Annotated in this window: 21 protein-coding genes; 6 read left to right on the top strand and 15 right to left on the bottom strand. The window is 69.9% G+C overall.

Annotation, left to right across the window (positions count from 1 at the left end; translation table 11 throughout):
* Positions 1–448: 448 nt before the first annotated feature.
* Positions 449–640 (bottom strand): hypothetical protein, encoded by a 192-nt coding sequence (locus ACH4RG_RS35255; RefSeq protein ID WP_398540840.1) that lies wholly within the window; start codon positions 638–640, stop codon positions 449–451.
* A 208-nt stretch (positions 641–848) separates the two neighbouring features.
* Between ACH4RG_RS35255 and ACH4RG_RS35250 the strand changes: the two genes are divergently transcribed.
* Positions 849–1,292, top strand: coding sequence for a hypothetical protein (locus ACH4RG_RS35250; RefSeq protein WP_398540839.1), 444 nt, complete (start codon positions 849–851; stop codon positions 1,290–1,292).
* A gap of 228 nt (positions 1,293–1,520) precedes the next feature.
* On the opposite strand, the gene ACH4RG_RS35245 is transcribed toward ACH4RG_RS35250, so the two are convergent.
* The 3 genes from ACH4RG_RS35245 to mobF are packed head-to-tail and all read right to left on the bottom strand — an operon-like array spanning position 1,521 to position 3,972.
* Positions 1,521–1,805 (bottom strand): hypothetical protein, encoded by a 285-nt coding sequence (locus tag ACH4RG_RS35245; RefSeq protein ID WP_398540838.1) that lies wholly within the window; start codon positions 1,803–1,805, stop codon positions 1,521–1,523.
* A 53-nt stretch (positions 1,806–1,858) separates the two neighbouring features.
* Positions 1,859–2,206 (bottom strand): hypothetical protein, encoded by a 348-nt coding sequence (locus ACH4RG_RS35240; protein WP_398540837.1) that lies wholly within the window; start codon positions 2,204–2,206, stop codon positions 1,859–1,861.
* A complete protein-coding gene (mobF, locus tag ACH4RG_RS35235) occupies positions 2,203–3,972 on the bottom strand; it encodes a MobF family relaxase (RefSeq protein ID WP_398540861.1) in 1,770 nt (589 codons plus the stop codon). Before mobF ends, ACH4RG_RS35240 begins: the two co-directional genes overlap by 4 nt.
* Positions 3,973–4,188: 216 nt before the next feature.
* Between mobF and ACH4RG_RS35230 the strand changes: the two genes are divergently transcribed.
* The 3 genes from ACH4RG_RS35230 (at position 4,189) to ACH4RG_RS35220 (ending at position 5,842) form a co-directional block, all read left to right on the top strand.
* Entirely contained in the window at positions 4,189–4,386 is a 198-nt protein-coding gene (locus ACH4RG_RS35230; RefSeq protein WP_398540836.1) for a hypothetical protein, read from the top strand.
* Between the two features lie 225 nt (positions 4,387–4,611).
* Positions 4,612–4,917, top strand: coding sequence for a hypothetical protein (locus ACH4RG_RS35225; protein WP_398540835.1), 306 nt, complete (start codon positions 4,612–4,614; stop codon positions 4,915–4,917).
* A 211-nt stretch (positions 4,918–5,128) separates the two neighbouring features.
* Positions 5,129–5,842 carry a hypothetical protein gene (locus tag ACH4RG_RS35220; protein ID WP_398540834.1) on the top strand — a complete coding sequence of 238 codons (714 nt, stop codon included), beginning with the start codon at positions 5,129–5,131 and terminating at the stop codon, positions 5,840–5,842.
* Positions 5,843–5,949: 107 nt separating this feature from the next.
* On the opposite strand, the gene ACH4RG_RS35215 is transcribed toward ACH4RG_RS35220, so the two are convergent.
* Both ACH4RG_RS35215 and ACH4RG_RS35210 read right to left on the bottom strand, forming a co-directional pair.
* Entirely contained in the window at positions 5,950–7,002 is a 1,053-nt protein-coding gene (locus ACH4RG_RS35215) for a hypothetical protein (RefSeq protein WP_398540833.1), read from the bottom strand.
* A 334-nt stretch (positions 7,003–7,336) separates the two neighbouring features.
* Positions 7,337–8,230, bottom strand: coding sequence for a PIN domain-containing protein (locus tag ACH4RG_RS35210; protein ID WP_398540832.1), 894 nt, complete (start codon positions 8,228–8,230; stop codon positions 7,337–7,339).
* Positions 8,231–8,375: 145 nt separating this feature from the next.
* Between ACH4RG_RS35210 and ACH4RG_RS35205 the strand changes: the two genes are divergently transcribed.
* Together ACH4RG_RS35205 and ACH4RG_RS35200 are read left to right on the top strand one after the other, a co-directional pair.
* The gene (locus ACH4RG_RS35205) at positions 8,376–9,530 is read left to right on the top strand and encodes a ParA family protein (protein ID WP_398540831.1); all 1,155 of its coding nucleotides are present in this window, start codon (positions 8,376–8,378) and stop codon (positions 9,528–9,530) included.
* A complete protein-coding gene (locus tag ACH4RG_RS35200) occupies positions 9,527–10,726 on the top strand; it encodes a ParB/RepB/Spo0J family partition protein (protein WP_398540830.1) in 1,200 nt (399 codons plus the stop codon). Before ACH4RG_RS35205 ends, ACH4RG_RS35200 begins: the two co-directional genes overlap by 4 nt.
* A gap of 360 nt (positions 10,727–11,086) precedes the next feature.
* Here the strand turns inward: ACH4RG_RS35200 and ACH4RG_RS35195 are convergent, their stop codons facing one another.
* From ACH4RG_RS35195 to ACH4RG_RS35155, 9 genes are all read right to left on the bottom strand, one after another.
* Entirely contained in the window at positions 11,087–11,782 is a 696-nt protein-coding gene (locus ACH4RG_RS35195; protein WP_398540829.1) for a hypothetical protein, read from the bottom strand.
* Complete coding sequence (locus ACH4RG_RS35190; RefSeq protein WP_398540828.1) at positions 11,779–12,579, bottom strand: HIT domain-containing protein; 801 nt, start codon at positions 12,577–12,579, stop codon at positions 11,779–11,781. Before ACH4RG_RS35190 ends, ACH4RG_RS35195 begins: the two co-directional genes overlap by 4 nt.
* A gap of 111 nt (positions 12,580–12,690) precedes the next feature.
* A complete protein-coding gene (locus tag ACH4RG_RS35185; RefSeq protein ID WP_392169180.1) occupies positions 12,691–13,182 on the bottom strand; it encodes a hypothetical protein in 492 nt (163 codons plus the stop codon).
* 4 nt (positions 13,183–13,186) lie between these two features.
* The gene (locus ACH4RG_RS35180; protein WP_398540827.1) at positions 13,187–13,861 is read right to left on the bottom strand and encodes a histone-like nucleoid-structuring protein Lsr2; all 675 of its coding nucleotides are present in this window, start codon (positions 13,859–13,861) and stop codon (positions 13,187–13,189) included.
* Between the two features lie 3 nt (positions 13,862–13,864).
* Complete coding sequence (locus ACH4RG_RS35175; RefSeq protein WP_398540826.1) at positions 13,865–14,413, bottom strand: WhiB family transcriptional regulator; 549 nt, start codon at positions 14,411–14,413, stop codon at positions 13,865–13,867.
* Positions 14,414–14,463: 50 nt separating this feature from the next.
* Complete coding sequence (locus ACH4RG_RS35170; RefSeq protein ID WP_398540860.1) at positions 14,464–14,724, bottom strand: hypothetical protein; 261 nt, start codon at positions 14,722–14,724, stop codon at positions 14,464–14,466.
* 14 nt (positions 14,725–14,738) lie between these two features.
* Positions 14,739–15,182 (bottom strand): hypothetical protein, encoded by a 444-nt coding sequence (locus ACH4RG_RS35165; RefSeq protein WP_392169174.1) that lies wholly within the window; start codon positions 15,180–15,182, stop codon positions 14,739–14,741.
* Entirely contained in the window at positions 15,179–15,856 is a 678-nt protein-coding gene (locus ACH4RG_RS35160) for a GGDEF domain-containing protein (RefSeq protein ID WP_392169173.1), read from the bottom strand. Before ACH4RG_RS35160 ends, ACH4RG_RS35165 begins: the two co-directional genes overlap by 4 nt.
* A 91-nt stretch (positions 15,857–15,947) precedes the next feature.
* Positions 15,948–16,445 (bottom strand): AAA family ATPase, encoded by a 498-nt coding sequence (locus ACH4RG_RS35155; protein ID WP_392169171.1) that lies wholly within the window; start codon positions 16,443–16,445, stop codon positions 15,948–15,950.
* Positions 16,446–16,455 lie beyond the last annotated feature (10 nt).

Raw genomic sequence — 16,455 nt, 5'->3', positions numbered from 1 at the left:
GTTGTCGAGGTCGCGGAATCGAGCTGATCAAGGGGTCTGATCTGCGGAAACGCGGCGCGATGACGGCTCGGGCAGCGTAGGGGAAAACGTAGGGGAAGCCGTATGACGGTGCGTAGGGGCTGGAACGCGCAAGATTGGCATCGCGTGCAGCCCCGCGTGTGACCGGACGAAGTGGTTGGGGGCTGAGCGTTGGCGTTCTGCCTGGTCGCGGGTCTTCTGGCCAACGCGGATGGCGGGCCCGGCCACAGTAGTCGGCGGTGCCCCCGTCGAAACGGCCGACTGCATGGACAAAACCGCTGCTGGCGGATGTGTTGCCCTGTAGTTGGCGGATCCTCTGTCGGACCGCCGCGGGGGAGCCTCACGCCGTCCTGCGCGCTTCGACGAGTCGCCGCTGCACATCTGACACCAGGCTCTGAAGTCGTCCTGGCCGCACCCCTTCTCTCTCGATCTACTCGTCCAGGCGCGGACGCAGATACCGCACCATGTGAGCTCCATGGCGGCGAAGGGCTGACCGGCTCATGGAAATCTCTTCCTGGATCTCTCTTCGGAGCTCATCGGTCCAGCCCTGCTCCCGGTCGTCCTCGCCAAGAGGGGTTTTGAGAGCAGCCACCGCCTCATCGAGGACCGCGAGCAAGTCCATGACCCCTCCAGATGTGCCTCAGCAAGTACCGCAACGGCGAGCTCGCCAACTATCGCTCAAATCCGCCAACTACCGCTCAACGTCACACCGCGGTGGCCGCCGGGCCGTACTACGCCGTCAGTCCGCAGCCTCTGTCCACAGGGCCGCAATTGGAGGCTCCTCTTGAGCCGCCGCGATCAGCGGGGCGGCCCGTCGTTGAGGAGCTGTCATGCCCGAGAACACCGTCACCGTGCCGCTCGCCCCGATGGAACTGGAGGACGTCGCCGTCGCCTTCGCCTACATCCGGGCGTTGCAGGCCGACGACATCGACACCGCCTGCGCGGTCGCCGACGACACGGGCCAGGAGCTGCACCGGCTGCTCCTGGACATCGCCGCGCGCGTCATCATCCCCATCACCGCCGTGGACGACTGCGGCGGGGAGCCGTGCACGCACTCCTTCCTGGCAGCGGCACTCGGCCAGCTCCTGCTGGAGCTGCTCTGCCACGGCGAGTGCCTGGCCAATGCGCCGGGCGTCGCCGCGACCATCGTCCGGTTCACCGAGAACATCCTCACCGGGGACCACGGCGACGTCGCCGACGTCCTGCGCCAGCTGGAGGCCGCGGGGATGGAGCAGGCGATGGAGGCGCACCCGGCGCACCGCACCACCGCGTAGCCGCACCTCCAGGACTGCAGTGGTGCGGTGCGGCGCGCATCGGGACCACACCACCGCACCACGCCACGCCACCGCCCGCACCGCACCTCGTATCCGGGGCGCGTCACCGCACCGCACCGGGCACACGGCGCACGGCGGCGGGCCCAATATCACAGCCCCCCTTGACCGCGGCCTGATCAGCGTCGGGACCGGCTCTGGCAAGGGGAAATGCTCCGGTAGCCAACGTGGTCAAGGAGAGACGTGCGCCCGCCCGGACGTGGACAAGGGGTAGCCGGGCACCCGCTCGGAGTCGGACAAGGGGTGCCGGTTCGCCCGGCCCGAGCCGGACAAGGGGGCGGGCCGCCGGTGCACGCGATCCGGGAGGTGCGCATCGGGTGCGGTGGGGGACATCGGGTGCGGCGCACCGGTGCGGTGGCGCACCATCGCGGTGCGCCGCACGGTGGCGTCCATCGTCATCCGGCGCACCAGAGTGGAGCCCACCGGGTGGGCTGGACTCCATCCGATGTCGTGCATCGCCACTGGATGCAGAACATCGCGCTCCACTCGGTGGACGATGCCCAACATCGTCACCACAGCCAGGCGCTGGAGTGCCGCACCCGGGACAGGGCGCGGGCATCGCGGCGCGCGGCGGCGTTGCCGATCCGGTTCTGCCGGGGCCGGGGCCGGCGCGACTCCCCGGCCGCAAGGCGGCGCTTCCCGGCGTCCTGGAGCCGACGGCGCTGCTTGTGCAGCTGAAGCTTCTTCGCCGCCTTCGACTTCGGTGTCCGGGGCCGCTTCCAGACCGGCTGCCACCCCGCAGGCTCATCGGGCTCGGGCTCCTGATCCTCGTCGAGCGCGGCGGCCATCTTCGCGCGGGCCGCGCGGGCTCGGGCGAGGGCGTCCTGGGGGTCAGGCAGTTCTTCCGGGGTGCTCACGCGACTCCGCCTGTCGGTCGGCCCGGCGTGTGCTGGATGCCGGGCTGCTGGGTGTGCGGCGCCGGGGCCGACGCCGGGGCGGGCTGTGGACGCAGGCCGTGGGCGGCTTCACGTGCCCGCTTGCTGTCCTGGATCGTGGCGGCCAACTGCGCGGCGACGGCTTCCATGGTCTGGCGGGTCTGCTCCACCGCGTCGACGCCGGTCTCCGGCTCCAGAAGGCCGCCGTCCTTCCGGCCGGAGCGCAACGGCCGCGGGTGCGACCTCGAGGCGGCGGGCACGGCGACGGCGTACGGCCGGGAGCGGGAGCCCAGGCGCTCCGCACGTCGCGCCGCGTTGACCCGGGCGGCCAGGGCACCGGCGGCGAGGCGGGCCCGCTCGTACGGGGGCGCGGTGCGCTTGCGGGTCAGCGGGCGCAGCACGGCCTGGTCCTCGGTGTCGCGCGGGTACAGGGCGGACAGGTCGGCGGTCACCGACCGGCCCCGGCCGACGGGCCGGGTGTAGTCGTCGACGGCCGTCTGCACGATTCGTTCGTCCAGGCCCGCCTGGTGGGGGCGGCCGCGCAGGACGTAGGAGAGGTAGCGGCGGGCTTCGGCGAGCAGGTGGTGGTGCTTGAAAGCGCCGCGCATCACATACGTCACCGCGACGACGGCGACGGCCGCCAGGACCATGTCGACCACAGGCCGTACCCGCGCCCACACCGCCGCGGCCGCCGCCCTCGCCCGCTGTGCGAGCCGGTCGACGACGTCGGCGCCGAAGGCCCGGACCGCTGAGGTGCGCCACCGCTTGCGCAGCTCGGTCAGCGACAGCAGCTCGGTGCGCTTGGGCGGGCGGGTACGGTCGGCGGCCTGACAGCCCAGCGCGTAGGCGGCCCGCTCCCCCGGCGCGTGCCCGTGCTTCTCCTCGTACGTGGCCGTCAGGACGGACACGGCGTCCTCGATCTGCTGGCGGCGGGTCGACTGCCAGCCGATGAGCCGCTGATCAATACCCGCGATCTCCATGACGGGCCGGCGGCCCGGGGTCACCTCGCGCGGCTCCCACGCCCACCCGAGCCGGGCGGACACCTCCTCCATGAAAGTCAGTACGTAGAGGGTGTCGGCCGCGACGATGTGGGCCAGCATCGTGTCCGCCGACAGGTTGCCCCACGTGCCCTTCTCGTCGGGACGCCGGGCACGGATCGAGACCATCGCATGATCGTGGAGAAGGGGCCTGGACTCCGCGGCTCGGGACTCGTAGTGCCGGAAGACCGCGACGATCAGCCCGTCCCGGACACCGGCCCGGTTCTTGCCGCCGCCCTTCCAGCGGATCTGCGCGACCGCATCCTCCAGCCACTCCAGCGTCCTGTCCCGGGCGATGTCCTGGCACAGCTCCAGCACCAGGCGGATCTCGTGCCCCATCAGCGCCCACGCGATGTGGGCCGTCGGCGGGGGCCGGAACACCAGGTGCATACCGAGCCAGGGCACACGCTCCTTGGCCTTGTCGGTCTCGGGTGAGCGGTTGTGCTCGATGGGCCTGCCCAGCACCGTTGCCCCCCCCCGGGCGCGGGCCGGGCTCTCGCCCTGCGCCAGGAGCTCGCGCTCGATCCGGTCGGCGTCCGGGTGCCGGCCCTCCCCCAGGAGCAGCTCGGCCTGCCGCTCCGTCACCACATCCCCGGCCGTCAGGCCGACTGCGGCCAGGCCCCGGCCCTTCCAGATCCCGGGCGGGACACCGGCCTCGTCCTGGGCGGCGCGCAGCGACGTGCCCGCCGCGCGGTGGCCGTCGCCGACCATCACGCCACGGAAGAGATAGCGCCCGTCGCCGGGACGAATCTTCGTTTGGCTGATCACCGGCACATGAAACACCGGGGTTGAGCTGCGGAAAAGCGTGATCCGGGGTTCTTCCCGCCGGGCGGGAGGGCATCACCAAGTCTTTTCCGTGGCGCCCGCCAGGCGGGCCGCCGCACCAGCCCGAGACGGTAAGCCGTCGACGTGTGCACAGTTCGCCGCATGAACCGCGAACTGCTCCACGGAGACCTCTGCCCGCTGTGCCGCCGCCCTCTCACGCTGCGCACGACCGTCGAAGTCCACTCGAACACGCCGTACCCCAGCCGGACCGACATGGTGCCCCACTGCGAGAGCTGCGCCAACGACATGCCCCGCGCGCAGGAGTGGAACGACCTGATGCACGCCCGCCACGACAGCTGACCCCGACCGTGCGAATACTGCGCGCCCACCACCACACGAGCACCACCCGCCACGAAATTCGACTCCAGCCAACTGCAACATCGTCGAACACCCATCAACGCACCACTCCTCCGACCACCCACCACCGCTGAGCACATCGCGTCACCGACGCCCTTCAACCCAAACAGCCACCACCGCCCCCGGCCGACCCGGCCGGGGGCTTCGTGCGTCCTGGAGGAGATCACCGTGCCCACGTACGAGGCCCTGCCCCGCTTCAACGCCGACCACCGCCGCCTCACCCCGGAGCAGCGCCATCGCTTCCGTGAAGCCGTGACCGCCTTCGTTCACGACCTGCGTGCTGGAGGACGCTTCCGCGCTGGTCTCCGCGTCAAGCGCGTACAGCGGTCCACCGGCATCTATGAGATCACCTGGTCTATGGGCACCGGCCCCGCAGGCCGCGCCACATGGCAATACGGGCCCGAGGTCTACCCCCAGGTGCCGCACGTGATCTGGCGCCGCATCGGCACCCACGACATCCTCACCGGCCCCTGATCCGGCTGGTGCGGCGTGCGAATTCGCACGCGAGCGTTCGAGCCGAATCGAGCGGGAGCGCTTGCGTTGAAGTGTCTCGCCCCTGCGATGAGCCCACGCGCCAGCGGCCCACCACTCAGTGGTTGGTGGGCCGCTGTGGCCGTCGAGCCGGGCCAGCCGCGATCATGGAGTGCCAGCATCACGCGGACTGGCCGTACTCGTTGGGCGGGACATGAAACTCTCCACCACCCTCCTGGACCCGCTGGCCGAAAACGCGGTTGTCGCCGCGTGTGCTCTCGCCGACGCCTCCGGCCCTGAACGGTGGAGCGACGGCGCCGTCGAGGACGCGGCCACGGCGTTGGAGGTGCTCGCTGGAGCGCTGTCCGAGCTCAGCCCGGAGGCAGCAGAGCTCTTGGAGGTCATTCCGGCCGCCGTCGCCGCGCTTCGTGAACGCGTCGAGTCCACGCCGGACGCAGCCGCACCGCCCCGCTCGACCGGCCGCGCGGAGGAGCACTCGGCGGTGCTGAGCACTGGCCTGCGGCGAGCTCTGGCCGCGCACAACCTCGCCGGGCACCGGGTCCACCAACTCGGCCCCGCACTGCTGACCGTCACTCTGGACGCGGCCCGCGCCCAGGCCCTCGCCGTACTCCTCGCCGCACGCCGCGAACTCCCCCGCCAGGCACCCGCCGCCGAAGACGAACCCCGATGGGGCGCCGGGCCGGCAGAGACGGCTGCGGCCGCCCTCGCGGTGGCTCTGGCCGCCTACGGGCCGGGAACGTACGCCCGGGTTCTCGCCTCCGGGCACGTAACCGCAGGGCTCACCCCGACGGCTGCCAGGCAGGTAACGGACGCGCTGAATACTCGCCCGGCCCCCTCCGGCCTACCGCCGCGGCCACAGCGCCGCGGGCTCGGGCACGGGTGGAAGGGAATCGACGCCGGACGCTGACCCGGTGGAACGCGGAAGGGCCCGGCCACCCCGAGGGGTGGCCGGGCCCCACGCCGTTTCCATTGGAAACGGCGCTCAGCTGCGATCGGGGAATCCGATACTGGACGTCAGCTTCGGTAGTCGGCAGCTGGCTCGAGTGCGGGTAGCGCTGACCAGCGAGCCTCAGTGCCGTGGGACAGGGCTTGATCGATACGTCGTTCGATGCCTTCCGCGATCTTCCGATGCTCAGGCGCGCACAAATGGAGCTGCAGCTCAGGGTAGTTGAAGGTCTGGAAGCGCAGCTCGATCAGGCCCGTGCGGATTTCGTCGTCCAAGCGGATGCAGGTGTCTTTCTGCTCTGCGTAGATCGCGTCGAGGTGGCGCGCGGGGGCGACCGGCAAGCCGAACTCGGGGTCAGTGAGTGCAGCCACCAGTGGTTCCCTGCGGTACGGGATGCCGCTCCGGTGGATGATGTCGATGCACCAGCGCACGGGGCCCAGTCCTTCGTACCCGTTGATGCCGAGTCCTTTGTATCCGGTGACCGCGTCAGCTGGGGTGGTCGTTTGGAAGATCCCCAGGCGCCGCAGCAAGCCGCTGCTACACCAGGCACCGGCTTGCCAGTACTGATTCCAGCTTCCTGTGTTCCATCGCTGCTCGAAAGCAAGTTCTTCGTCTGACCACTGCTGAGGTCCGCGCCACAGTGGACGCCATCCCATGTCGGACAGGTGACCCAAAGCAGAGAGTTCATGCCGCTTCCAGGCCCCTGACGGCACGCCCGTCAGCCAGGCGGAGGTCCGGCGTCCTGCGACATGGATCTCGATGCCGCGCTGGGTGTACTTCCGGATCCGCAGCCCTGGCATGCCGTGGACTTCGCCGTCGGGTTCGTACGACGGCAGGATCCGGCTGAGCAGCCGGCCTGCACGCTGGTCGCTCTCCACCACCAGCTCGATGGTGGTCGGCTGCGGCTGCACCCGGCGGATTCCGAAGGCGAACTCCGTGAAGTCTGTGTGCGATTCGAGTACCTCGTGGAAGAGGTCGGCTTCGAAGTGACGCTGCTCATCGCCTTCTGCGGGCGGGATGGGCGGCTGGTCAGGTCGCAGGGAGGAGCGCGCCTGGGTGTAGGTCTCGTTCGTGTAGAGGGTGCGGCGTTTTGTGTGCTTGCTGATTCGGTCACGGCGCATGAGGAGGTCCTGTTTCCCCGTACCGTCGGCCCTGCGGTACGGCGAGACGAAGCCGCTACCGGAGTCATGCGTGTGCGTGCACTGCCGTGGTGTGAAGCTGGCCTCCTTTACCCCCTCTTGGGACGCTCGAATGGGCCGAGAGCAGTCCAGGGGGCCCGGCCCAACCACGGCCGTTGGACAGAGCTTAGCCAGTGACCGCCGTGTTGGGTGCCACCGTCACCCGTTCGTGTACGCGCCCTGATCGCGGCGAGGCGCGTACATGTCGCCACCGTGGTCTCGTGAGCAGTGCTCGCCACCGCAGCCCCACCCAGTGGCAGATGCTCAGACATCGATCTCACACGGCGTCGGGGCCTTCGACGTAGGGGAGGCCCACCGCCGCAAGTTTGGTCTGCAGGTTGATGTCGCTGGTCGCGGCGTACAGCTTGGAGCCAGGGTGGGCGGACTGCAGCAAGAGCGCTGAGGCGATGAAGCGGTCGTCAGGGACGTCCAGGTCCAGCCAGGTGGGGAGGCCTTCTCCGCGGGGTTCGGTGTGCTCGAAGACGGCATAGACGTCGCCGGCGATGCGGGCGCCTTTACGGACGTCCCCGTTGTCGCGCATTGCCTTCAGCCTCCGGTTTGCCCTTTGCGCTGCCTCCCGGCCCTCCAGGCGGTTGTGGCCGCGCTTGAGGTCGTCGATCTCGCGCAGCACAACAGGCAGGAGGTGAACCATGTAGCGCGGGCTGCCCAGCGCGTCCCGGTAGACCGTGACGTCGGGGTCGTCGATCAAGCAGTTGGTGTCGACGACCACGCGCACCGCCCAGTCGTCCTGTGGCAGCAGCTGTACCAGCTCACGCAGCGCCGTCAGCGAGTTCTTCAACTGCGTCACCGCCTCCGGGATGTCCTGGGGTGCACGGTGCTTCACCCGGCCCTCGCGGACCAGCCAGTCCTCCAGCAGTCGGAGTCCGTCGTCCATGCCTCGCTGCACAGCTGGTGTGGGGTGAGGAAAGAGCAGCCGGAACCGCGGAGCCCAGTCGCGTATCTGCCGCAGAAGTTCCATCCGGCTGGCCTCAACTTCGGGCGTGCTCGGCACCCACGACCACGGATGTCCGAAGATCTGTACCGCCCCCAGGTCCATTTGCCGTTCACGCACCTGCGAGTTGCTCAGGACGGTGGCGTAGGCGGATTCGATGGCGGCCAGCTCGGACAGCAGTTGGTCGACGTAGGTGGGCGGCGGGGACTTCTTCGGCATCTGCTGATGGTCCTCCCTTGAGCTGGTGAGGGCCATCGCTTCGCTTGAAGTCGTAGGCGAGCTTCTTCCTGGGTGCTGCGGTCATCGCCGGTTCCTGACGAGTGTTGCTCGATCGGACCCGCACATGGGTGAGTAAGGTATACGCATGACCGCCCCATACAGTCCCGATGATCGGGAAAAGGTAGTTGCTAAGCTCCCAGCCCCACTGCGGCAAGAACTGAAGGTCCGAGCCGCAGAGTTGGGCGTGGACATCAAGGATGCCGTCACGGAAGGCGTCCATGCCTGGCGTAGCGCCGACACGCCTCGCCCTCAAGTCGATACGTCGGGCGGCGGTTCGTTCGCTACGTACCTCCCGACGGGCTTGTACGGGGAGTTCAAGGACGTCTGCAAGACCCGGGGTATCCCGTTCAACCAGGGCATCGCCCAGTCGATCCGGCTGTGGCTCGACAGCCACCCTTCGCCCCGTCGTGTCCCCCGCACAACCGGTGCGAGGCGTCTCGTGTTCGGGAACCAAAAGGGTGGTGTCGGCAAGACGGCGACGTCAGCCGGCGTGGCGGAGGCTCTCGCGGAGATCGGCCAGCGCGTCCTGCTCGTCGACTTCGACCCCCAGTGCCACCTGACTAAGCAGCTTGGCTACGAGATGCTCGCCATCGATGAGCCCAGTCTGGCCAAGCACATGCTGGGCGAGGGAAAGGGCGCGCTGCGTGACCTGCTGGTGCCGATAGAGGAGGGTGCTTTCGGCGGCCGGCTATTCCTTCTGCCTGGGTGCAAGGACGCGTTCCTGCTCGATGCGAAGCTGGCGACGACACGTCATGTCCGTATCAAGGAGATCGCCCTGGAGAAGGCGCTGGAGCCCTTGGAGAGCGAGTTCGACTTCATCGTCATCGACTGCCCGCCCAGCCTGGGCTACTCCATGGACACGGCCCTCTACTACGCCCGTACGCGGGACGGTGAGGAACCCAGCGCGTCAGGCGTGGTCATCCCGGTGTTGGCAGAGGACAGCTCGGCCGACGCCTACGACATGCTGTACGACCAGATCGAGGACCTCTCGGAGGACCTAGACGTGGCCATCACCAAGTTGGGATTCGTCGTCAACATGTACGACAGCCGCAAGGGCTTCATCGCTACGTCATCCCTCGAAAGCTGGAAGGGCATCGGTGATCCGCCGGTTCTGGCGGTGGTCCCTGAACGGAAGGAGCAGCGTGAGGCCAACCGTCTCAAAGCTCCGCTGCTGTCCTCGGCGCCGGAGTGTGAGCAATCCGAGGCGATGCGCGCCGTTGCTCGGGCGGTGAAGGGATGAAGGCCGCAGACCGCCTGGGTAATGGGTCGTCGTTCAACAAGGTGCCGCGTGGTCGTAGTGACCGAGGGCGGGCCAAGGCCGTTGCCCAGGGTGATGTGCCGACCTACGAGCTGGTGCGGCTCCGCCTGAGCGAGGTGACGCCCACTCCCCTGAACCCTCGCCGGAACTTCGGTACGGACGATCAGAAGGCCCGTTTCGGTGAGGAGCTGCGGGCTGTACAGCTCGCAGCGTGTGTCGCCGTGTCGCGCGATGCGTACCTGTCTCTGTGGCCCGAGCACGCTGATCACGTCGGCGGGGCCGACTACGTGCTCGTGAACGGGGAGCGCCGCTACCGCAGTGCGGATCACGTGGGACTCGAGGCGCTCGATTTCGTCGTGCGGAACGACCTGGCCTCGTCGAGGGAAGACTTCGTCGACTCCCTCCTCAAGGAGAACCTCGACCGGGAGGACTTCGATCTCGTCGAACGGGCTCGTGGTGTCCAAGCGCTGGTAGAGGTCTGCGCTGGGGAGGGCGATGCCGGCGCCCAGACTCGGGCGGCTGAACGGCTGGGCAAGTCCAAGGCCTGGGTGACCAACCAGCTGGCCCTGCTCACTCTGCCTGAAGGTATTCAGGAGAAGCTCAGTGCTGGCGTCCTTCCCGAAAGGGAAGGCCGTCTGCTGGCTCGTCACCTCAAGGCATACCCGGGGCTGAGCACCCCTGACCTCATGGAGCACCTGGCCTTGCACCGGGAGGCGGAAGCAAAGAAGCGGGACGAAGAGAAGAAGCTGCTGCGGGCAGCCAAGAGTGGAGGCGTGTTGACCGCGGTCAACACGGAGACCGGCGGAGCGGGCGGCCTCGCGAATGGGCAGCCATCAGTGTTGACCGCGGTCAACACTTCGGAGCCGCTGGCAGAACCCACGAAGCCAGACGAGGAGACGCCCGAGGTGTTGACCGCGGTCAACACCTCCGCTCCCCCGCCGGTGCCCGAGCGGAAGGTGTCGGCCGACTCGGGCTCCGCAGTCTCCGAACCGCCCGCTCAGTCGTCCGTACCGTCCCAGGGCCGCTCGGCGCAGCACACCGGGGAGGCTGAGGAGTACGCGCAGGTCCTTATGAAGGAGCTCGGGGAGACTCCGGCAGCTCAAGCGGCGACGATCGCTTCGGCTCTCTCTGCGACCGAACTGACTGCCTTGATCGAAGCGCTTCGAGAGCACGTCTAGCGGACGACGTGACCCGTACACCATGGGCCTGGTCATGACAGGCACCACGGTGTGTTGACCGCGGTCAACAAGTCCACGTGCGTTGACCGCGGTCAACAAGCTCATGGTGGCGGCCGGAAAACGGATCGCGGGTACGGCTGCTGCTGTTCCGAGGATCTCGTGGACGCTGAGGCCGTCGGCTGACGTATGCGGAAAGCGTGTCGGGAATTCCGCACGCCAGGCGCCGCAAGGGCTGCAGCCACCTGGGTGCCGTTCAGAGAGGTTCTGGAGCCGCACGGAAACACAAGAAGGCCCGTATCCCGCCACAGCTTTCGCGGCGGGGTACGGGCCTTCAGAGTGAGCATCGGGGCGCCTGAGCGGTTACCCGTTCACGTCCGCGACGGCGGCGTTCAGGAGCGCGACGACGTCGGTCTCATACGGGTCGGTGAACAACTGGTGGTCGCTGACGTTGAACGGCCCGAACCTCATAGTGACGCGGAACCCGGGCGCGAGGGTGGTCTCCCGTCCGTCCAGTGCGGCGGTGAGCCGGTCACCGTCTTGCTGGGCATGCTGGGTCTCGGTGTACGGACCGAGCCGGATCAGGGTGTATCCGTCGAGGCTGTCGTCGCGCTTGCGGGCCTCGATGTAGAGGGCGTAGTGGGCGGGGGCCATGCCGACGTCGTCGGGGAGCGGCAGTCCGGTGGCGGCGTGGGTGAGCATCGCGTAGCCGGGCTGCCAGAAGCCGATGATCGAACTGGTCTGGCAGCGTAGCCAGCCGCGTTCGGTGTAGCCGAGCTGGCGGCCGTGGAGGTAGGCGGCGGCGTACGGGGTGCTGGGGTGGACCAGGGTGACGGCGATCAGGTCGGGGCCGTGGTCGTCGCCGGGGCGTGTCTGCGCACGTTCCACGAACGGGCCGACGCGTACGGCGATGTCCCGGGCGCTGCCGGTGCCCGGCGTCCAGGGCTCGGGGTTGCGCAGGGCGGTGAGCATCGCGTGGAACTGGTCGACGACGGCCTGGTCCTCGGGGGAGATGGCGCCGGGGGCGTGGCCGCAGCGGCGGAATGAGGGGAGCTTCATCGGGCGGGTTCCTGTTCGCGGGTGGGGTGGGTCCAGGGGAGGGCGAGGCCGTCGCCGGCGACTCGAGGAATCAAATGCCCGTGAAGATGCAGCACGGTCTGGGTGGCGTCGGGGCCGCAGGAGGTGAGGTAGTTCCACTGGCCGCCGATCTGGGCGGCGAGTTCAGCGGCGCGCATCTGCACGGTGGCGGAGACGACGGGGTCGGTGGTGAAGTCGGCGACGTGGCCGCGGGGGAGGACCAGGACGTGGCCGTCGGTGCAGCCGCGGCGCCCGTGGTCGTCGGCGCGCGGCAGGATCGCGAGGGCGTCGGTCCACTCGTGGACGATCGTGGCGGGTGCGCCGTCGTGGATGATCCGGCAGAAGACGCAGTCGGAGCGCGGGTGCTTGCGGGGGACCGGGGGCCGGTTGATGTGGTGGTGGGTGACCTGGACGCGGGCGCCGGTCTCCTGCATGCGGTGGCCGATGGCGTCGGCGATGGCGGGTGCGCGGTGGCGTCCGTACCAGCAGTTCACCAGGAGCTGGACCGGGCGCCCGTGCGCCGCGGCATGGAGCGCGGTGAGTTCGTGGACGGCGTCGTTGATGATGCGGTCCGTGCCGGGTGTGTTGAGGACGTAGTCGCGTACGCCGGCGTCTCGTCCGGTCTGCTGGGCGACGATGTCGGCGAGGGCCGGGTCGTCCGGCGGGTTCAGCAGTGCGTCGGTCAGGTTGATGGCGAGGACGGCGGCGCGGTAGCGGGGCGGGGGAGCGTCCTGCCAGCGGGCGCCGAAGGAGTCGATGAACAGGTCGGGGGTTGTCACGGTGCCTCCAGGGTCGGGATGTGGGGTGGAGAAGCGCTGCCCCGGCCGGAAGGCCGGGGCAGCAGGGCGCCGCGCTGGGTGTGGTCGCGGCACCGTCTAGGCGTGGCCGGGTCAGTCGCCGTTGGCGGCCTGACGCTGCTCGAAGGTTTCGAGGAGCTCGCTGATCGCGTTCGGCTCGGGCGCGGTGCCGACCCAGGCACCGGTTGCGGTGAACACCTCCACGTCGGGGGTGTCGGCGTCGAGCCAGCAGACGTACGGCCCGTACCGCTCCAGCACGGCCGTGGCGACCGTTTCCGGGTCGGACAGCAGCGGGGCGGTCTCCAGCACGGCGAGCGTGCTGACGACCAGCCACATCGGCTCGTCCGGTGTGCGGGGGAGCCGGAGGTGGCCAGTGACGCGGAGCTTGTCGCCGGGGACCAGGTCGTGGATGACCGCGAGAGCGAGCGCCGGGTCGGTGACGTTGCAGGGCAGGACCATCTCGTCGGTGCGCTCGTCGGTGGGGGAGACGGTGAGGCGGAACCGGGCCGTGCTGCCGTGCAGGTCGCCGGGCACCGTCTCCTCGTCCAGGAAGCCGTCGAGGGCTATGGCGTCGTTGGTGTCCATGAGGTCAGCCGGCCTTCCGGGCGGTGGCCTGGTGGGCGGTGTCGTACGCCTCCTGGATCCGCTTGGACACCATGCCCTGGTCGGCGACTTGATAGCCGTTCTCCCGGGCCCAGGACCGGATGGTGGCGAGCTCCTCCCGGCTGCGGCCACTGCCCGATCCCGGACGGATCCCGGCGGTGGCGGCCGCCGTGGTGCGGGTGCCGGCCTTCACGGTCCGCAGCTCCTCCTGGGCGCGCTCCAGTTCGGCCTTGGCCCTGGCGACCTTCTCTTCGGCCTCGCGCTGCGCGGCCTCGGTGTCCCGGCGCTCGATCAGCTCGGCGAGGTCGGCGGTGATGCGGTTGGCCCGGTTGCGGACGGCGGCGGCCGGGTGGGCGGCGGCCCAGTCCAACAGTTCCTGCACGGGGTTGGAGAAGGTCAGCGGGACCACGGGGACGTCGATGGCCTCGGGGGCGGGGGTAATCGTCACGGGTTTGTCTCCGGTTTCCGGGATGAGGGGGAGCAGGACGGTGAGGGTCTCGGGGTCGGTAGGCAGCCCGAGGACGTCCAGGAGCAACGTCATGTCGTGCTTGTCGCGGGCGCTGCGGGCGGTGACCCGGGCAGCGGCGGCGAGCTGCTGCGCGGAGATGGGGTCCAGGGGGAGGGACTCGGCTTCGAGGGCTTGGGCCCAGTCGGTGAACACGGTTCAGGCCGCCTTGCCGGTGAGGGCGAGTTCCAGCACGCGCCGGTTGGATGCCGCCTGCTGAGGGGTGATCGGCTGCGTCCACGGGTTGTACGGCTCTGGGCGGGTGGGCACGAGCTCCAGCTCCAGCCGTGCGAGGGCCTGGTTGCGGACGGTCGGCGGCGCAGTGCGCGCCGTACGCCGTTGCTCGCGTCGGCGGCGGTCCTGGTCGGCCACCACTCCGGCCCAGTCGTCACCGAGGCGGGCCGTGAGCTGCTTGCGCAGCCTGGTGCGGTCGCGCTTGGTGGTCGCCGCCCACACCCCGGTCAGTGCGAGGTCGGGGTTGGCGAGCGCCCACTTGAGGCACTCGGTGACGACCGGGCAGTCGGAGCACGCCTGTTTGGCCTGGGCGGTGGCCTTCTCCCGGGCGCGCGGGTCGTCCGCCGTGCTGACGTCCTCGATGGCGAACAGAGCGGGGTTGGCGCGGCAGGCCAGGGGCTGGTCGGAGACGGGGAAGGGAATCCGGGTGTCGGCCGGGACGAGCGTCGCCGTGCCGGTAAGGGAGCCGGGCATGAGAAGCCTCCTCAAGGGGAGCGAGACAAGGTGTGGTGTGGCGGTGCGGGTCAGGCGTGGTCGTCGCCGCGGCGACGTCCGGCCTGGACGTCGGAGGCGAACCGCCCGAGACGGGCCTCGACAGGGTTCGCCGCGATCCAGGACTCGGCGCAGCACTTGTGAACCGGCTCTCCCGCGTGGGAGCGCATCGGCGTGGGTTGGCCGCACAGGGCGCAGGGGCGGTCCTGCCAGCGGTCGAAGTGGCTGGCGTCGCGCCAGTCGAGGAGGCCGCCGGGGGCCGGGATCAAGCCCGGCTCCACCGACGGCTTCATACCTCGGGTGCGGGTCACGGGCGGAAGTCGGGCAGCTGCTGGAGGACCTGATCGACGAGGTCCTCGGTGGGCCGCCAGGGCCCGAGCTGCCCGCGCGCCGGAATCGGCAGGGCGAGGGCCTGGACGTCGGCGAGCTCGAGGTGCCAGGCATCCGTCTGCGCCCAGAGGGAACAAGGCGGGGACCCTTCGGGGTCCTGGTGGCAGTCGGTGATCCGGGCGATGCCGACCACCGCGCCGGTGACCAGTTCGCGGTCGCGGACCGTTCGGGCGACCAGCGGCATGCGCAGGGCGGGGCGGTCGATCTGCTGGCCCGCGTGCAGGAGCACCCACCCGCGCCAGGACCAGTGCTGCGGGCGATTCTCAACCAGCTTCGCGCCGGTCAGGATCGCCGCCGTCCAGGGCTGCTTGATGCTGATGCCGCGGATCCAGTCGCCCTCGGGCAGGGTCAGAGCGCTCATGCGGCTCGCCCCCACACGGTGGTGCCCGGGCGGCCGGCCCGGCGGCCGTTGATGGATGGCGTGGTCGCGTGCGCGGCCGTGGCGACGACGGCCCTGCCGGAGTGTTTCCCGTCGTAGAGCGCGGCGTCGGCGGCCCTCTGCAACGCGGTCAGGTCGCGGGTGCCGAGCACGTCGGGGGCCGCGGCACCGACCGATGCGGCGACGTCGACGGTGCGGCCGTCGTCCAGAGTGACCGGGGTGTGGAGCATCCGGACCAGCTGCTCCAGGCGCTGCGCGCGTCGGTCGGAGGCCAGGTCCAGGACCACCGCGAACTCATCGCCTCCGAGGCGGCCGACCGCGGCGCGGGGGCCCGCCCACGCGGCGAGCCGGAAGCCGAACGCGGCGAGCACGGCGTCGCCCGCAGCGTGGCCCAGGGTGTCGTTCACGGCCTTGAAATGGTCGGCGTCGACCATGACCACGGTGACGTCGTCGCCGTGGCGGACCAGGAGCCGGCGGGCGCGGGCGGTGTAGGCGTCGCGACGCAGCAGCCCGGTCAGCGGGTCGCGCTTCGTCGCGGCCAGTCGCTTGTGCAGGGCGACGGCGTGGACCGCCCAGCCGGTCAGCGGCAGGGCGGCGGTGGTGATCAGGAGGGCGTGCGGGCCGATCCGGCCCGGTAAGCGCGCAGGGGCGTTCATACTGAGGTCTCCCTCTCGTCTGAGACACGGGTGGGAATAGCTCGGGACCGCCGTTGCGTCGGCGGTCCCGAGCGTCTTTTGTTTCGGGCCGTCAGTGGCCGGTACGGCTGCGGTGGGTGAGGGTGGAGGAGAGCTGGACCGCGTCCCAGCCCTCGTCGATCAGTTGGTCGACGGTGGGCAGCAGGCCGTGGAACTCGCGCACCACGTCGCTGGGGACGACGCGGTCGCGGCCGGCGTTCTGCGCCTGCACGGTCGCGAGGGGCACGTCGAAGAGCACGGCCGTGGTCGGGCGCTGCCAGTGGCGGGCGCAGGCGAGAAGCCAGGCCCGGTCGGAGGAGCGGAGGTTCGTCGCGTCGATGACGGTGAGCCGCCCGCGCGCCAAGCGCTTGTCGACGATGAGGTGCAGCACCTCGAAGGCGTCGCCGGAGGCGCTCTGATCATTCTCGTCGTCGGCCACAAGAGCTCGGCAGAAGTCCGAGGAGACGATCTCGGTGGGCTTGAAGTGCTGGCGGGCGAAGGTGGACTTACCGGCGCCCGGCGGGCCGATCAGCGCACAGAGCGCACCGGCGGGAAGGGTCAGGGCGGTCATGGTGCCTTCC

The sequence above is a fragment of the Streptomyces sp. NPDC021019 genome, from assembly GCF_044333295.1.
Classification (GTDB): domain Bacteria; phylum Actinomycetota; class Actinomycetes; order Streptomycetales; family Streptomycetaceae; genus Streptomyces.
The sequence above is the reverse complement of the archived record's forward strand: the minus strand, read 5'-3'. Positions and strand labels throughout refer to the sequence as shown.

Coding starts and splice junctions, on each gene's coding strand:
- ACH4RG_RS35255 (WP_398540840.1), bottom strand. CDS start 640: ATGGACTTGCTCGCGGTCCTCGATGAGGCGGTGGCTGCTCTCAAAACC.
- ACH4RG_RS35250 (WP_398540839.1), top strand. CDS start 849: ATGCCCGAGAACACCGTCACCGTGCCGCTCGCCCCGATGGAACTGGAG.
- ACH4RG_RS35245 (WP_398540838.1), bottom strand. CDS start 1,805: ATGCACGACATCGGATGGAGTCCAGCCCACCCGGTGGGCTCCACTCTG.
- mobF (WP_398540861.1), bottom strand. CDS start 3,972: ATGGTCGGCGACGGCCACCGCGCGGCGGGCACGTCGCTGCGCGCCGCC.
- ACH4RG_RS35230 (WP_398540836.1), top strand. CDS start 4,189: ATGAACCGCGAACTGCTCCACGGAGACCTCTGCCCGCTGTGCCGCCGC.
- ACH4RG_RS35220 (WP_398540834.1), top strand. CDS start 5,129: ATGAAACTCTCCACCACCCTCCTGGACCCGCTGGCCGAAAACGCGGTT.
- ACH4RG_RS35215 (WP_398540833.1), bottom strand. CDS start 7,002: ATGCGCCGTGACCGAATCAGCAAGCACACAAAACGCCGCACCCTCTAC.
- ACH4RG_RS35210 (WP_398540832.1), bottom strand. CDS start 8,230: ATGCCGAAGAAGTCCCCGCCGCCCACCTACGTCGACCAACTGCTGTCC.
- ACH4RG_RS35205 (WP_398540831.1), top strand. CDS start 8,376: ATGACCGCCCCATACAGTCCCGATGATCGGGAAAAGGTAGTTGCTAAG.
- ACH4RG_RS35200 (WP_398540830.1), top strand. CDS start 9,527: ATGAAGGCCGCAGACCGCCTGGGTAATGGGTCGTCGTTCAACAAGGTG.
- ACH4RG_RS35195 (WP_398540829.1), bottom strand. CDS start 11,782: ATGAAGCTCCCCTCATTCCGCCGCTGCGGCCACGCCCCCGGCGCCATC.
- ACH4RG_RS35185 (WP_392169180.1), bottom strand. CDS start 13,182: ATGGACACCAACGACGCCATAGCCCTCGACGGCTTCCTGGACGAGGAG.
- ACH4RG_RS35175 (WP_398540826.1), bottom strand. CDS start 14,413: ATGCCCGGCTCCCTTACCGGCACGGCGACGCTCGTCCCGGCCGACACC.
- ACH4RG_RS35170 (WP_398540860.1), bottom strand. CDS start 14,724: ATGAAGCCGTCGGTGGAGCCGGGCTTGATCCCGGCCCCCGGCGGCCTC.
- ACH4RG_RS35165 (WP_392169174.1), bottom strand. CDS start 15,182: ATGAGCGCTCTGACCCTGCCCGAGGGCGACTGGATCCGCGGCATCAGC.
- ACH4RG_RS35160 (WP_392169173.1), bottom strand. CDS start 15,856: ATGAACGCCCCTGCGCGCTTACCGGGCCGGATCGGCCCGCACGCCCTC.
- ACH4RG_RS35155 (WP_392169171.1), bottom strand. CDS start 16,445: ATGACCGCCCTGACCCTTCCCGCCGGTGCGCTCTGTGCGCTGATCGGC.